This is a genomic window from Occallatibacter riparius (genome assembly GCF_025264625.1).
In the GTDB taxonomy this organism is placed as follows: Bacteria; Acidobacteriota; Terriglobia; order Terriglobales; family Acidobacteriaceae; genus Telmatobacter; species Telmatobacter riparius.
In genome coordinates this window covers 2,740,070-2,755,876 of the sequence record NZ_CP093313.1, presented here as the reverse complement: position 1 = coordinate 2,755,876, position 15,807 = coordinate 2,740,070, and the positions used below count along the sequence as shown (strand labels likewise).

At 63.3% G+C, this 15,807-nt stretch carries 14 protein-coding genes; 13 read left to right on the top strand and 1 reads right to left on the bottom strand.

Annotated elements, in window-relative coordinates; all coding sequences use genetic code 11:
- Positions 1-172 precede the first annotated feature (172 nt).
- The 11 genes from MOP44_RS11170 to MOP44_RS11120 all read left to right on the top strand — a co-directional run bounded on the left by MOP44_RS11170 (position 173) and on the right by MOP44_RS11120 (position 10,631).
- The gene (locus MOP44_RS11170) at positions 173-514 is read left to right on the top strand and encodes a hypothetical protein (protein WP_260796116.1); all 342 of its coding nucleotides are present in this window, start codon (positions 173-175) and stop codon (positions 512-514) included.
- A 178-nt stretch (positions 515-692) separates the two neighbouring features.
- Entirely contained in the window at positions 693-1,799 is a 1,107-nt protein-coding gene (gene pheS, locus MOP44_RS11165) for a phenylalanine--tRNA ligase subunit alpha (RefSeq protein ID WP_260796115.1), read from the top strand.
- Positions 1,796-2,158, top strand: coding sequence for a four helix bundle protein (locus MOP44_RS11160; RefSeq protein ID WP_260796114.1), 363 nt, complete (start codon positions 1,796-1,798; stop codon positions 2,156-2,158). The genes pheS and MOP44_RS11160 overlap by 4 nt, the downstream gene beginning before the upstream one ends.
- A gap of 219 nt (positions 2,159-2,377) precedes the next feature.
- Positions 2,378-4,474, top strand: coding sequence for a phenylalanine--tRNA ligase subunit beta (gene pheT, locus MOP44_RS11155; protein WP_260796113.1), 2,097 nt, complete (start codon positions 2,378-2,380; stop codon positions 4,472-4,474).
- Between the two features lie 72 nt (positions 4,475-4,546).
- Positions 4,547-4,867 (top strand): hypothetical protein, encoded by a 321-nt coding sequence (locus tag MOP44_RS11150; RefSeq protein ID WP_260796112.1) that lies wholly within the window; start codon positions 4,547-4,549, stop codon positions 4,865-4,867.
- A gap of 6 nt (positions 4,868-4,873) precedes the next feature.
- The gene (locus MOP44_RS11145) at positions 4,874-5,182 is read left to right on the top strand and encodes a cell division protein ZapA (RefSeq protein WP_260796111.1); all 309 of its coding nucleotides are present in this window, start codon (positions 4,874-4,876) and stop codon (positions 5,180-5,182) included.
- A gap of 60 nt (positions 5,183-5,242) precedes the next feature.
- Entirely contained in the window at positions 5,243-6,331 is a 1,089-nt protein-coding gene (locus MOP44_RS11140; RefSeq protein WP_260796110.1) for a redoxin domain-containing protein, read from the top strand.
- Positions 6,332-6,852: 521 nt separating this feature from the next.
- Entirely contained in the window at positions 6,853-7,668 is an 816-nt protein-coding gene (locus MOP44_RS11135) for a prolipoprotein diacylglyceryl transferase (protein ID WP_260796109.1), read from the top strand.
- Positions 7,661-8,701 (top strand): RluA family pseudouridine synthase, encoded by a 1,041-nt coding sequence (locus MOP44_RS11130; protein WP_260796108.1) that lies wholly within the window; start codon positions 7,661-7,663, stop codon positions 8,699-8,701. Before MOP44_RS11135 ends, MOP44_RS11130 begins: the two co-directional genes overlap by 8 nt.
- A gap of 34 nt (positions 8,702-8,735) precedes the next feature.
- On the top strand, positions 8,736-9,827 hold the full coding sequence (locus MOP44_RS11125) for a VWA domain-containing protein (RefSeq protein ID WP_260796107.1): 1,092 nt from the start codon (positions 8,736-8,738) through the stop codon (positions 9,825-9,827).
- A gap of 318 nt (positions 9,828-10,145) precedes the next feature.
- Positions 10,146-10,631: a hypothetical protein gene (locus MOP44_RS11120; protein ID WP_260796106.1), complete on the top strand. Its 486-nt coding sequence runs from the start codon at positions 10,146-10,148 to the stop codon at positions 10,629-10,631.
- Positions 10,632-10,865: 234 nt separating this feature from the next.
- Here the strand turns inward: MOP44_RS11120 and ligA are convergent, their stop codons facing one another.
- Positions 10,866-12,917, bottom strand: coding sequence for an NAD-dependent DNA ligase LigA (gene ligA / locus MOP44_RS11115; protein WP_260796105.1), 2,052 nt, complete (start codon positions 12,915-12,917; stop codon positions 10,866-10,868).
- Positions 12,918-13,006: 89 nt separating this feature from the next.
- Here ligA and MOP44_RS11110 point away from each other — a divergent pair, with 89 nt between their 5' ends.
- Positions 13,007-14,353, top strand: a complete 1,347-nt coding sequence (locus tag MOP44_RS11110) for a YCF48-related protein (protein WP_260796104.1) — start codon at positions 13,007-13,009, stop codon at positions 14,351-14,353.
- A gap of 146 nt (positions 14,354-14,499) precedes the next feature.
- Positions 14,500-15,606 (top strand): metal-dependent hydrolase, encoded by a 1,107-nt coding sequence (locus MOP44_RS27855; protein WP_313901063.1) that lies wholly within the window; start codon positions 14,500-14,502, stop codon positions 15,604-15,606.
- Positions 15,607-15,807: the final 201 nt, after the last annotated feature.

Below are 15,807 nucleotides of genomic sequence, written 5' to 3'. Positions count from 1 at the left end.
CGTACTCAAATTCAATCAAATCAGCATAGTCGGGAGCGCCCCCGCAAGCTGGCTACCCAATCTGGTTCCCAGCCTACTGCCTCCGCATCGAAAGAAGAGGTCTGGATAAATCACCGTCAGGCGCATACGATGCACAGCAACGTTCCCCATTCCCCGCAGGAGGGCACGCTCAATGGGTTCCATAGATTACAACCGCGAAGCAGATTACAACCCTGACTCGCTGCCGGCGCCGCTCGGTCCGCTGGATTCCGCAAGCCCGCAAGATCCCGCCCCACAATCGCCGGAGGAGCTCAAAGAAGAGAACCGCAAGATTCGGCGTCTTCAGATGGTGGTGAACATGGTCACCCAAGTCATCGCGCAGGACTCGTCCCTCTCCGTGGAGGAGGCCTCCGAGATGGTCGCCGACACCCGTCGTCTCGCCCTCGGCATGTTCCCCGACAAGGAACTGGCCTTCAACCTGATCTACTGGCCGCGCCTCCAGCGCCTCATGCGCGAACGCTTCAGGATGCAATAACCTCCGCCGCCACTGGGTAGGGGGTGCCCCGTCCAAGCTCGGCTTGGGCGGGAGGGATGCTAGTGCCCGTCCAGGCCTCCCTTGGGACGGAAAATGCGGACTTCAGACAGCACTGGCGGCGAAGCCGCAGTCAGCCGCACCGCAGGTGTCCGCAGGTGCTTTATCCTGAAGATTACGCATGACGAACGAACCGATTCCTGAAATGGGGGGCTTCGACGAAGCCTCATTGGATAAAGCCTTCGCCGCGCTCGAGCAGCAGGCCCGCGCCGATGCCGCCGCAATCAAGGGCGACGAAGACGTCGAAGCCTACCGCCTGCAATGGCTTGGTCGCAAGCAGGGCCGGCTCAACGACGTCTCCAGCCGCTGGCTGAAAGCCGCTCCCGCCGAGGCCAAAAAGTCCCTCGGCCAGCGCTTCAACGCCCTCAAAACCACCGTCGAGCAATTGCTTGAACAGGCCGCAGGCTCCGGCCCCAGCGACGCCGCACTCGCCGCCGAAGCCATCGACATTACCCTCCCCGGCACCCGCCGCCTCCTCGGCGCCGAGCACCCCATCACCCGCACCATGAACGAGATCGTCAGCGTCTTCGCGGCGCTCGGCTACTCCGTCGGCGTCGGGCCCGAAGTCGAGACCGATTTCTACAACTTCGAGAGCATGAACTTCCCGCCCGGCCATCCGGCGCGCGATACGCAGGACACCCTCGTCATCGCCAACCAGGACCGCCGCCCTCTGCGCGACCGCCTTCTCCTGCGCACCCACACCTCCCCCGTGCAGATGCGCACCATGGAGAAGCAGCCGCCCCCCGTACGCATCGTCATCCCCGGCAAAGTCCACCGCAACGACGCGCAGGACGCCACGCACTCGCCGATCTTCCACCAGGTCGAAGGCCTCTGCGTCGACACCAACATCACCTTCAGCGATCTGAAGGGCACGCTCGATCACGCCATGAAGGCGCTCTTCGGCTCGAGCGTGAAGACGCGCTTCTTCCCATCGTTCTTCCCGTTCACCGAGCCCTCTGCCGACGTCCAGATCAGTTGCATCTTCTGTGGCGGCAAGGGCTGCCGCAAGTGCAAGCAGTCCGGCTGGATTGAACTGCTCGGCTGCGGCATGGTCGATCCTGCGGTCTTCGCCTTCGCGGCAGAGAAACAGCCCGCCTACGACCCGAAGAAGATCTCCGGTTTCGCCTTCGGCATGGGCGTCGAACGCATTGCCATGATGAAGTACGGCATCAGCGAAATCGGCTCGCTTTTCGCGGGCGACATGCGCTTCCTGAACCAATTCGCATGAGCAGAACACGCCATTACCGCGACCTCATCGCCTGGCAAAAAGCGATGGATTTGGCGCGCGTCGTATATCGCGACACGGAACAGTTCCCGAAGAGCGAAACCTTCGGCCTGCGCATGTCGATGTGCCGATCCGCCGTGCACGTAGCAAGTTACATCGCAGCCGCGCACGGCCGCCTGAACGATCCCGAAATGAAGAAAGGCCTCGGATCCGCCCGCGCCACGCTGAACGAGCTCGAAACACAGACTGAATTAGCCGGTAGTCTGCAGCTCTTCCCTGCGAACGCGGCAGAGGACATCCTCGAACGTTGCTCCGAAGTTGGTCGCCTCATCAATGGACTCCTGGGCGTACTGGATCCCTAACCAGATTGACTGGCTGACCTTCCCCGGAACTACGGGCTGACTCGCTGACTTGCTGACTTGCTTGCGCGTAGCGCGCTGACTCGCTGAAAGAGAACCACAAGTCGGACGAACCGACATTGACCTGCTGTACGGAATACCAGCTGACTTGCCCGGGAACTGCGGGCTGACTTGCTGACTTGCTTGCGCGAAGCGCGCTGACTCGCTGAAAGAGAACCAACAATGAAGATTCTTACCAAATGGCTCAGAGCGTATCTACCGGGACTAACCGTAACCGACGCCCAACTCGCCGAAGACCTCACCCTCCGCGGCATCGCCGTCGAAGGCATCTACGACCTGGGCACGGGCAACGGCTCTCTCTACGAGATGGACATCACCACAAACCGCGTCGACGCCATGAACCACTACGGCGTAGCGCGCGAAGCCGCAGCCATCTACGGCCTCCCTCTCTCTGAGCTCCACTTCGCCTTACCCGACGCAAAGCCCGCCGCGCAGCCCTTCTCCGTCCAGATCGAAGCCCAGGACGCCTGCGGCCGCTTCACCGCCCGCGTCCTGCGCAACATCACCATCGGTGAATCCCGCGATCTGCCCGGCACCCCCGTCGTCACGTACTTCAATCTGCTCGAGCAGAAGAAGATCTCCGACGCCGTCGACGCCACCAACTTCGCGTGGCTCGCCATGGGCCAGCCCACCCACGCGTTCGATCTCGACAAGATTCAAGGCGGCATCATCGTGCGCCGTGCGCGCAAAGGCGAGCAGCTCAAAACCCTCGACGGCATGGTCCGCAATCTTGATCCCGAAGACCTCGTCGTTGCCGATCACGTGAAACCCCTCGGCCTCGCCGGCGTTATGGGCGGGTGGGACTCCATGATCACCCCCAACACGAAGAACGTCCTCGTCGAAGCCGCCTGGTTCGATCCCGTCGCCGTCCGCCGCACCGCCCGCCGTCACGGCCTGCACACCGACGCGAGCCACCGCTTCGAGCGCGGCGCAGACTTCAACGCCGCCCCAGTCGCCTCGGCACTCGTCAGCAGCATTCTCCTCGAAAACGGCGGCCACATCGAAGGCGACCTCGTTGACATCCGTATCCCCGCTGCCGAAGCCCGCACCGCGCACCGCCCCGCCGTTGCGCTCGCGCTCAGCGAAGTGCAACGCATTCTCGGCACCACCATCGATCCCGAAGGCATCACCGCGTCCACCGTCGAAGGCGTCCTCACTGCCATCGGATGTGGCCTGACCGGCACCGAGAGTGCCTGGCAAGTCACCCTCCCCAGCTGGCGTCTCGATCTCGAACGCGAAATCGACCTGATCGAAGAAGTCGCCCGCGTCTACGGCTACAACCGCTTCGCCAATACCCTCCCCACCTTCGGCGAAGGCGTCCAGGCCCTCCCCTGGGCCGAGTCCGACGCGATCGTGCGCAGCACCATGCGAGCCGCCGGGTTCCACGAAACCATTGGCAGCACCTTCTGCTCCGCATCCGACGCCACGCTCACCGCTCCGCAGCCCGGCCTCGTCGTCCCGCTCGGCAACCCGCTCAGCGAAGAAGCCGGCGTGATGCGCCCCTCGCTCGTTCCCGGCATGCTCACCCAGATCGCCGGCAACCTCAACCGCGACGTCAGCGATGTCCGCCTCTTCGAACTCGGCACCGTCTTCAGTGGCACCACTGACAAAGTGGAAGAGCGCCCCTCCCTCGCCTTCGGCGCCGCCGGCCTCACGCCCGAGCAGGGTCCCCTTCACGCCGCGCGCCCCATCGAGTTCTACGACCTCAAAGGCATCGTCGAGCAGCTCGCAGCGCGCTTCGAAACCCACTCCGTCTACTTCGACCGCTTCCCCGCCGAATCCGGCCTCACCCCCGTTTGGCTGCATCCCTACCGCTCCGCACGTCTCGCCGTTGAAGGCGAGACCGCCGGCTGGTTCGGCCAACTGCATCCGCGCGAGGCCGCCGCGCGCAAAATCAAAGACACCGTTTTCCTCGGCGAAATCTATATCGACCGTCTCTACAAGCTTTCGCTCCGCAAGCCCGCCGCCCGCGACATCTCGCGCTTCCAGCCCGTGCGCCGCGACTTCTCCCTCATCCTCGACGAAAGCATCTCCTGGGAAAGCATCGATCAGGCCATCGCCGGCCTCAGCATTGCCGAGCTCGTCGACTGGCACGCCCGCGAAGTTTTCCGCGACAAAAAGCTCGGCCGCGACTACTCGCTCCTGCTCGGCGTCACCTTCCAGGCCCCCGATCGCACCCTCCGCGAAGAGGACTTGCAGGATTTCCAAACCCGCGTCGTCGAAGCCGTTGGCAAGGCAGGTGCGCGGCTGCGCGCCTGAGCCTTCCACAACCGCCACCGCGGCTATACTCGACTGTGATACTTAAAGCGCATCAGGCGCGGAGGTCCTTACATGTCGGAATTGTCCTTTGATACCGCGGTTGCGGAAGAGATTCACAACGAGCATAATGGCGCCGCCACGGTGGCCATGAGCGCCGATGAATTTACGGCTCTTGAAGAGCGCGTGCTGCGCGCCGTCAACCTGGTCAAGCGCGAACGCATGGCCCGCGGCGAAGCCGAACTGCGCGCCGTCGCCGCTGAAGAAAAAGTGGCCGAACAGACCGGCACCATCGAAAATCTGAACAAGGAAATCGGTTCCCTGCGCACCGAGCGCGAAGCCGTAAAGCAGCGCGTAGACAGGATCCTCTCGCAACTCGATGCCCTGGAGGTATAAACGGCGATGGGCGAAGCGCCCTCCGAATACGTAACCGTCCAGATCTACGACCAGTCCTACCACTTGTCCGGGCAGGATCCCGAGCACATCCGTGCGCTCGCCGCGCAGGTTGACGCGAAGATGCGCGCCGTCGCGGCTCAGGGCCGCACCGTCGACTCCCTGCGCGTCGCGGTGCTCGCCGCGCTGAACCTCGCCGACGAACTCTCGCAGCTCACCAAAGGCGGCGCCACGGTCCGCACAGGCCAGGCGCGCGCCATTACCCTGCGCGGTCTTCTAGACGAAGTCCTCGACGACGATCGCAAGACAGGATCCTAGCTCACAATTCGCGGTAAACTGCTCGGGAACCTTCTATTCAATTGGCTTCCGGGGTCCCGCATGCGCCGCTCTCTGGCCTTTTCTTTGTTGCTCGCTCTCTCCGCTTCTACCGCTGTCTTCGCCGCCGACACTCCCGCCACGCCGCCGAAGCCCGGCGAACCCACCGATCCCAAAGCGCTCAAGACCTGGAACTCTGCCCTCGACTGGGAGCGCCACCGTGCTTACGGTTCCGCCATCAGCGACTTCCGCAAAGCCAACAAGCAGGACGGCGGCCATTGCTCCGAGTGCCTACGCCGGGCCTACAGGCTGGCTCTGACCACCGGCGACTACAAAGGCGCCGAAGAGATCGCCCGCGAGATGCTTCCCTCCGCGGTGACCAACGAGGATAAGGCCAACGTGCACTATCTGATCGGGTTGAGCCTGCAGGAGCAGGGCGTTAATAAGAAGAGAGACTCGTGCTTCACCGAGAGCTGCGACGAATTTCGTGCGGCGCTTGATGCCGATCAGAATCTGATTGCGGCGCACTTCGGGCTCGGAGTTTCGCTCGCGCATATGCATCAGGATGACCAGGCGCGCAAAGAATTCAGCAGCTATCTGGAGCGCGAGAACTCGGCATCCGTTGTTCATGAACGCGCAAAGCGATACCTCGCCAACATCGATCTTGCACGCGCAGTCATGGCGCCGCCGTTTGCGGTCACCACTCTCGACGGACAGCATATATCGCTCGATGGCCTGGCTGGGAAGGTCGTGCTCATCGACTTCTGGGCCACGTGGTGCGGCCCGTGCCGCGAGGCATTGCCGCACATCCGCAAAATCGCGCAGAAATTCTCTGAGCAGCCGCTGGTGGTGCTCAGCATCAGCCTCGACTCGGATAAGGACGAAGCCAAGTGGAAAGACTTTGTCGCAAAGAACGGCATGACTTGGCTGCAATATCGCGATGGTGGGTTTGATGGGTCCATCGCAAAGCAGTTCGGCGTCCATGCGATTCCCGCCACGTTCACCATCGACGCCGATGGAGTGCTCGAAGATCAGCATGTAGGTGATGCAGATATCGAAGGCAAGCTCAAGAAGCTTGTAGCACGTGCTGCCGAAGTGCAGAAGCGCAAGCAGATCGAAGTCGCCGCAGATCCCGTGAACCAGAAAAATTGATTCGACTCCGCAACATGAACAGACGTTCCCGTTCGGACCTAGCACATTCCACTCACCATGCACAAGACTTGCAATTCCGCCCCGGTCCTCATAGACTCCGCAATAGAAACCGGCCTGCAAAGCAGGTGGGTGGTCAACGCTGGTTGAACCTACATTCATTGAACAGGAGCTCGACTCGACCATCGGTTCTGTGTGCCGTGTCCGCCAGTCCGGAATGCCTAATGAACCGCGGGGAGCTCCACCGTCTTAGGACGGGTTCACCGGCGCATTGCTCACGGCCCAGTGGGTCGGCTTCTTTTTGATAGCAGCAGAGCAAGCGGAGCTAGCCTGCGGCTCCGTTCCGGCCACGTCGTCTCGCGCCAAATACCCCTCTTCCTCGAGAACCAATACCCCAGCCCACAAACCTCCGCGCTGACTCGCTGCTCTTGGACTTTGCGGCGAAGCCGCAGTTGGCCGCACCGCAGGTGCCCGCTAGCACCGCCAGCTCCGCTCGCCCCGCTAGCTCGGCTATCCTCTTCCTAGTGCATCCCGTCCTCTTCCACATCGGAGCATTGCTGATCCCCAGCTACGGCGCACTCGCCGCGCTCGGCGTCCTTCTCGCGCTCATGCTTGCGCAGCGCACCGCGCGCACGGCCGGCGTGCCACCCGCTCAGCTCTGGAACCTCTGCATCGCTGCGCTCCTCACGTCACTCATCGGTTCGCGTCTTCTCCTGCTCGTCATCAACTGGCGCGACGTCGCGCGGCATCCGCTCTGGATGGTTGGCCTCGCGACCATTCATCATCCCCTGCTTGTTGCCGCCGGAGTTCTCCTCGGCGGATTGGCCGCGATCATCTACGCGCGCTGGCAGCATCTCCCTCTGCTCAACACCGCAGACGCTCTCGCCGCGCCCATCGCGCTCGGTATCGCCTGCGAACAGCTCGGCGCGCTACTCGCGGGCTCAGGCTATGGCACCGACACGCACGTGCGCTGGGCCATCACCTACACCAACGTCCTTGCCGCGCGCTGGAGCGGCGCTCCCCTCGGCGTTCCTGTGCATCCCGTGCAGGCCTACGCGGCCATCGGCTTTCTCACCCTGTCGCTCCTCCTGCTCATTGTTCTGCCCGCACGTCGTCAGAGCGGCGATGTCACCGGAGTCGCTCTCATGGGCGCGGGCGTTGTCATCTTCCTCACCGAAATCTGGCGCGACTGGGAAGGCCGCGGCTCCCTCCTGCATGGCGCGCTCAACGGCCCGCAGATCGCCGCCGTCCTCATGGTCATCGCAGGCGCGATCCTGCTCCGCAAACGCGCCGGCGCTCGCATCCTCACGCAAGATACCGTCGAGGGCAACCATGGCTGAAATCCGCACCATCGAAGTCCCCGCAGAAGCCGCAGGCCAGCGCCTCGACCACTTCCTCGCCGGGCAGCTCGACACCTCCCGCTCCCGCGTGCAGCTCCTTGTGGATCAAGGTGATGTCGTCATAGGGAGTAAGAGCCCGAAGGGCAGCCTCAAGCTCCGCGGCGGCGAATCCATCACCATCACCGGTGAACCGCATCCCGCCCCGCTCAAGGCTACGGCAGAAGACATCCCCCTCAGCATCGTCTTTGAAGACGACAACCTCGCCGTCATCGACAAGCCCGCCGGCATGATGGTCCACGCAGGGTCCGGCCAGACCGAGGACGAGCGCAGCCGCGGCACCCTCGTCAATGCCCTGCTGCATCACTTCGAGTCGCTCTCGACCACGGGCGGCGAACTGCGCCCCGGCATCGTGCATCGGCTCGACAAAGACACCAGCGGCCTGATCATCGTCGCTAAAAACGACCGCACCCACAACGAACTCGCCGAAATGTTCTCCGGCCGCGACATCCGCAAGACTTACATCGCGCTCGTGCACGGCGACGTCGCCCGTCCCCGCGGCACCATCAACGCCGCCATCGCACGCGACCCGCTGCGCCGCACCCGCATGACCACTAAACCAGTGGAAAATGCGCGCTCTGCCGTCTCCCACTACGAGGTCCTACGCAAAATCAGCACGCGCTTCGGCAAGTTCACCCTCGTCAAGGTCCGCATCGAGACCGGCCGCACCCACCAGATCCGCGTTCACATGGCGTCCATCGGCCATCCCGTCGTCGGTGACACGCTCTACGGCGCCTCCAGCCAGATCACCGACCAGGTCGTCGCCCAGGCCGCCCCGTCCCGCGCCGCCCGCCGTAACGCCGCCCCTGAACGCCTGCGCCTCGAACGCAATTTCCTGCACTCCGCCGAACTCGAGTTCACCCACCCCATCACCCGCAAAACCATGCAGTTGCAGGCTCCCCTCCCCGCCGAACTCGAGGCCTTCCTGGCTCACCTCGAAGGTGACGCCGCCCTACCTGCCACGTCCAAAGACTAGAAACAGCCCTGGATTGGATAGAATCATCCTAGATATGGACATGCTGAACTTCCTGCCGGCGGCCCCGCGTCGCCGCGTGCCTAATTTTGTGGGCCTTGTGTTTGCTGCCGCATTTTCGGCAGCCCTCGTCAACGCTCAGCAGCCTGCCGCTCCACCCGCGCCAAATCCGGCGCCTGCATCACAGCCTGCCGCACCTGCCCAGACACCCGCGCCCAGCGCGCAGCAGCCTGCGAATACGCAGCAGCCCGCAACCGGGCAGCAGCCGGCTAATCCCAGCGACCAGGACCAGTACACCATCCGTACGCAGGTCAACGAAGTCATCCAGATCTTCACGGTGACGGACAAGCACGGCCACTTCATCCCCAACCTGACTCAAAGCGACTTCGCGCTCCTCGATGACGGCCGCGCTCCGGAACGCGTCACCTCCTTCCGCCAGCAGATCAATCTCCCGCTCCGCGTCGGCCTCGTGATTGACGCCAGCACATCCATCCGTACCCGCTTCCAGTTCGAGCAGCAGTCCGCCATCGAGTTCCTGCTGCAGATGGTCAAGCCCGCCCACGACCGTGCCTTCGTGATGGACTTCGCCGAAGTACCCCACATCAGCCAGGACTGGACCAACAATCTCGACGCCCTCGAGACCGGCATCAACAGGCTCAAGCCCGCCGGCGGCACCGCCCTCTTCGACTCCGTCTACGTCGCCTGCCGCGACAAGCTGCTCGACACCGCGCGCGGCCAGGAGCCAGTGCGCAAGGCCATGATCCTCATCTCCGACGGCGACGATGACCAGAGCCGCGTCCATGAAGACGAAGCCATCAAGATGTGCCAGCGCGCCGACACCATCATCTACACCATCAGCACCAACTGGACACCCAGCCGCAGCAGAGGCGACGACGTGCTGAAGCGCATGGCCGACGCCACTGGCGGCCAGGCCTTCTGGCCCCCTTCGGCGGAAGACATGGCCAACAGCTTCCACGAAATTTCGCAGAGCCTGCGCAGCCAGTACGCCCTCACCTACGTTCCCGCCGACTTCAAAGCCAACGGCGCGTTCCGGCCCATCTATCTCTACTGCAACGACCGCCGCTACAACGTGCTCGCCCGCAAGGGATACTTCGCCCCCAAGCCGTAACGGTTGCTGCAAAATCATCAAAGGCCATCCCGCCAGGGATGGCCTTTCCGCGTATGCCGATAATCCGCTGGCTTGAAGGGGCAGAGTCTACTCGCTTGAGATGCGTCTTGCCCGCAAGGAACTTCTGCACGGCACGAATCTAGCTCCGCAAGCACCGCTAACTCCGCTAGCCCCGCTGCGTCCTCCCGTTCCGACACTCGCCCACTCCTCCAATCCTGAATCGGAATCGCCCTTCATTACACCGCATTCCCGCTCAACTGTTCCTCCACCCACGCGATGAAATAGAAGAAGGGTTCCAACGGACAGGAGAGGGATACGGTGATCCGGCAGGCCATTTCGTGTGATATCTGCGGCGCAGAAAAACGGCAGACCAACCACTGGTACGTAGCCTGCGAACAATCCGGCGAGCTCCGCCTCGGTGCATGGAACTCGCGCATGCGCCAGCGCCCCGGCACCAAGCATCTCTGCGGGCAAACCTGCCTTCACAAACTCGTCGACGAATTCATGGCCCGCACCACCGCCACGCGTGCCGCAACCGCAGACCCCTCCGAGCCCGCCCCCGCGCGCCCGGAAATCGACGCCAGCCTAACCTCATCCGTCGCCTACGACGGTGACGAGTCCTCCGCCCGCCTCATCGCCACGCCGGTCTTCCCCATGCAGCCAAGGCTCGTCACCGAGCCCGCAGCTCCCGCGCCGCAAATCGACTCGACCCCGAACTACGCCTCTCGCCGCTGGCGCGCCGAAGCCTGGGAGCGCGAGCGCAACCGCGAGCTCCGCACCCACCCCCGCCACAAAGGTCTTTAGGGCAATCGCGGCGAAGCCGCAGTTGGCCGCACCGCAGGTACCGCTGACTCGCTGACTTGCTTGCCGCGCAGCGGCGCTGACTTGCTGAGCGAAAAACCAGATCGCCAAGGGGAAATACGCCCCTCACGTCTTTTGCTAACGCGAGTGAAGAAGACCGCCGCCCGCCGCCCTGCACGAGTGGCGCCGAAGGCGCAATTGGCCCCACCGCAGGTGGTTGGCCGCACCGCAGGTGCCTTAGCTCCGCTCTTCTATCAACTTCCGCAGCCCCGCCTCATCCAGCACCGTCACCCCCAGCTCCCGCGCCTTGTCCAGCTTCGATCCCGCCTCTTCCCCCGCCACCACGTAGCTCGTCTTCTTGCTCACCGAGCCGGCCACCTTCCCACCCGCAGCCTCGATCATCGCCTTCGCCTCTTCGCGGCTCAGATTCGGCAACGTGCCCGTCAGAACAATCGTCATTCCCGCCAGCTCTGACGACCGCTTCTTCTTCTCTGCGGTCATCTTCACGCCGACAGCCTTCAGGTGCTCGACCAGTTCCCGGTTCGCTGGCCGCGCAAAGAAGTCCACAATCGCATGCGAGATACGCGGCCCAACCTCTTCCACCCGCTCCAGCTCTTCCGCGCTTGCGCTCACAATATCGTCCATTGACCCGAACTCCTGCGCAATGGCCTCCGCCGTCCTCTCGCCCACAAACCGGATCCCCAACCCCATCAGCACTCGTGCCAGCCCTGCGCCTTTCGAGCGCTCAATCTCCTCCAGCAGTGTCCGCGACGACTTCTCGCCCCACCGCTCCAGGCTCATCAAATCCTCGAGCTTCAGCGTGTACAAGTCCGCCACGCTGCGCACCAGCCCCTTTTCCAGCAACTGCGCGGCGCTCACCTCGCCCAGCCCCTCAATATTCATCACCCCACGGCTGCCCCAGTGCTCCAGCGCCCCATGCAGCACGGCCGGGCAGTCCACATTCACACACCGGTAGTCGGCCTCCCCCTCTTCGCGCACCACATCCTGCTTACACACCGGGCACTTCGTCGGATACACAAACTTCTCGGTCCCGCGCGGATGCTCCGCGTCCTCCACAATCGCCGCCACCTTGGGAATCACATCGCCCGCGCGCTCCACCTTCACCCAGTCGCCGATCATCAACCCCATGCGCTCAATCCAGTCGGCGTTGTGCAAGGTCGCCTGCCGAATCGTTACGCCACCCACGAACACCGGTGCCAGTTGCGCCGTCGGCGTCAGCTTCCCCGTGCGCCCCGTCGTGATCAAAATTCCCTTCAACTGCGTCAGCGCCTGCTCAGCCGAAAACTTGTAGGCGATCGCCCACCGCGGCGCCTTCCCCGTGTACCCCAGCCGATTCTGCGTCGCCTGCGCATCCACCTTGATCACCACGCCGTCGATGTCATACCCCAGCGTGGCGCGCTTCTTCTCCGCATCGGCGATGAACTTCATCATCTGCTCGACCGTGTGCACCTTCCCTCGGTGCGGATTCACGCGGAACCCAAGCGCCGTCAAAGCATCCAGCGTTGCCTCCTGCCCAATCTCCAGATACGCGCCTCCGCTCAGCAGAAAATACGCATACACATCCAGACGCCGCTGCGCCACGATGTTCGGATCAATCGTCCGCAGCGTGCCCGCCGCTGCATTCCGCGGATTCACCGCCGGCGTTAGCCCCTGCGCCTCGCGCTCTTTATTCATCTGCTCGAACGCCTTCTCCGGCATCACCGTTTCACCGCGAACCTCAAAGCTCTCAGGCACTCCGGCCTTCTTCATCCGCGCCGGCGTAATACTCAATGGCACGCTTCGAATCGTCCGCACATTCGACGTAACGTCTTCGCCGATCTGCCCATCGCCGCGTGTCAACCCTCGTGCCAGCCGCGCCCCGCCATCCGGCGTGCCCTCGTAGTGCAGCGCGATGCTGAGCCCATCCATCTTCAGCTCGCACGTGTACTCCACCGGTAGATTCCCCGCCAGCTCATGCACCCGCCTGTCCCAGTCCCGCAGCTCCTCTTCGCTGTATGCGTTGTCCAGGCTCAGCATGGGACGCGAGTGCGCCACCTTCCTGAACCCCTCCGCCGGCTTGCCGCCCACGCGCTGCGTCGGGGAGTCGGCCGTCACCAGTTCCGGATGCTCCGCCTCAATCCGCTTCAGCTCGTTCATCAGCTTGTCGAAATCGCGGTCGGAAATCACCGGCGCATCCAATACGTAATACAAGTGCTCATGATGCCGAATCTCTTCGCGCAACTCCTCTGCGCGCTTCGCCGTCTCGCTCGTCTGCCTCTTCCCATCCATGCGCGAATTATAGGGGCATAACGCATTTGACCTCATCCACAACCCCCTCGCCAGCCGCTCTCCTCGGGGGTACACTGATCTGCGTTCGTATGAAGACAAGAAATCTGCTCGTGCTTTTCCTTGGGTGTGCCTTCACCCTTTCCCCGGCTCCTGCTCAAGTTCCCGCCGGGTGGGTCTCAGCCGATCCTGGCTTTGCCCCGCTCACATTGATTGCGAAGGATGGTTCCATGTGGGCCGCCGGAACCCAGCAATCGATAGCCGTCTCTAGCGATGGAGGCGTTCACTGGGCCCTCAAACATCACGACGCTAACGGAGCAGTGCTCCGCGTCCTGCATTTCGTCAACAAGCAGTTCGGCTACGCCGCGGGGTCCGGCGGAGTCGTCCTGTTCACCCGCGACGGCGGCGCAACCTGGTCCGGTCAGAAGCTAGCCTCTGAAAGCATTCTGCTAGCAGCATTCGGCGACCCTCAGAATGGAGTCATCCGCACCCGTTCGTCGCTCCTCTCTACAACCGACGGCGGCAAAACCTGGCATCCCATAACCGCCGCCAATGATCCCGACTGGCAGAAGAAATTCCCTTTTACGATTGACCTCGCCGCTCTCGACAAAAATCACCTCGCCGTTCTCGTGGCTGAAGGCGAAAACAGCGACGGCGAATATCTCTGGACGGCCGACGGCGGAGCCACCTGGCGCGCGAACTACCTGCCCAATGTCGGCATTCACAACCTGCTCGTTGCCGACGGTGCCTACTACTCCATCGGCCACGAAGTCATAGGTAAGGACAAGCCCGGCGGCGGCAACGGCGTAGCGATGACCTTCCGCTCCCACGATGGCGCTCAATGGGAGCACGTCTCGCTCGCCAATGGGCCGTGCAACAGCGAGAGCTGCGGCGGATGCACCCCCCAGGGCTGCATGGTGCGCAATGGCTCAGCCGTCGATCTCGGTAACGGGAAGACGTGGCTGGCCGAGTTCCCACCCCGCGACTCACTCTCGGATCAGTGGGCCCGATCCGGAGACTCCCTCTGCATGCTATCCAGGGGATCAATCCAATGCGCTGCCATCAAGACTGTCTCCTCATTCGCCTCCAACGACCAACCTCCAGGTGCCTGGGAATCGCGATCCCTCCCGCGGCTCGGACTTCCGAACCCCTCTGACGCTCCCTGCATCCGTTGCGACATTCCTCCAATGTTCGTCTCCAACACCGCCGAAGCCAGCGGCCCAGTCGACGTCCAGATCAACTTCACAGTGGAGCCATCCGGCGGGGTCGACAACGTGAGGATCGTGGGCAAGCTCCCGAGGGATGTCATCGAGCAACTCCAGGCTCGCGTCACCGGCTGGCTCTTTGAGCCGTTTCTCAACAACGGAATCCCCGCGCGCAAGGATGTCTCAACCCGCGGTCGCATCCTCATCCTCAACCCCCGCGTAGGTCCAAAGTGAGCCCTGACGATCGAATCTCACTGACCTGCTCTTGACGCCCGCATACTCCCCCTAAGCATGAACGGCGCCGAAGGCGCAGTTGGCCGCACCGCAGGTGCCGGCGAAGGCGCAGTTGGCCGCACCGCAGGTGTGTATTCTGGAACGCAATGGAGCCCATCACCCATTTCCTGACCGGCGCCTGCATCGGCCGCGCCGGCCTCAACCGCAAAACCGCCTGCGCCACCATCGTCGCCACGCTCGCGGCTGAAGCTGCCGACCTCGACATCGTCTGGGGCTTCCGCGGACCCGTCGCGAACCTCCAGCACCATCGCGGCATTACCCACACCTTCATCGGCGCACCCGTCGTCGCAGCCGTGGTTGTGGGCGTCATCGGCGGCTTCCACCTATGGCGCCAACGCCGCAAGAGTCTCGCTAGCCCCGCCAGCTCCGCTAACTCCGCCAGCCCCGCTTTGCACTGGGGCTGGCTCTACCTCACCGGCCTCATCGCTTCCCTCAGTCACATCCTTCTCGACTGGACCAACAACTACGGCGTGCGCCCGTTCTTTCCCTTCAACCCGCGCTGGTACGCCGGCAGCTTCGTCTTCATCGCTGAGCCGGTCTGGTGGGCGCTGCTGCTCCTGGCCCTCATCATGCCGGCCCTGTTCGGTCTAGCCGACCGCGAAATCGGTGCCCGCCGTACCCAATTCCGCGGACGCGGCTGGGCTATCTTCGCCCTCCTCGGCATGACCATCTACGGCTGCTGGCGCTGGGCAGAGCACGCCCGCGCCCTGTCCCTGCTGCAAAACACCTCCGTCGCCAGCGCTCCCGTCTCCCGCGTCGCCGCCGAGCCCTTCCCCGTCAACCCCTGGCGCTGGCATGCCATTCTCGAAACTCCAGCCTTCTACCAGACCGCCGAAATCAACACCCGCACCGGCGCCGTCGACTCCGACCCCCAGTCCGACATCCTCTACAAGCCTGCCGATACCCCCGCGCTCGAAGCCGCCAAGCAGACATATCTCGGCCGCGTCTATCTCGACTGGAGTACATGGCCCGTCGTGCGCGATCTCGGCCAGGAGCCGGTGCCCGGCGCCGCTCCGCCCAGCCTGCCCCCCGGCCGTCCCTGGACAACCATCGAGTTCACCGACCTCCGTTTCGCCTACGCCTTCCGCGGCGAACAAAACGCCCGGCCTCCCTCAGGCCTTTCCGGATGGGTCTACATCCTCGACAACCACGAAGACGGCGGCCAGTTCATCGGCGGCCGCGAGCAAAAATAGCCCGCAGTTCACCCGGCAACTGCACCAAAAACTGTGCTTGTGGAAAACTTTGTCAAGAGGGTTCCCAAAAAATAGTTTGTAAGCGGCACAGAATCAGCCACATACAAATCGAAGAAAATTGCCGAATACTACTCTGAATTTGCTAGCCTTGAATTAAGAAGGAAAACACCCGCCCGCCGGCGCTCAAACCGGCGGGCTTTT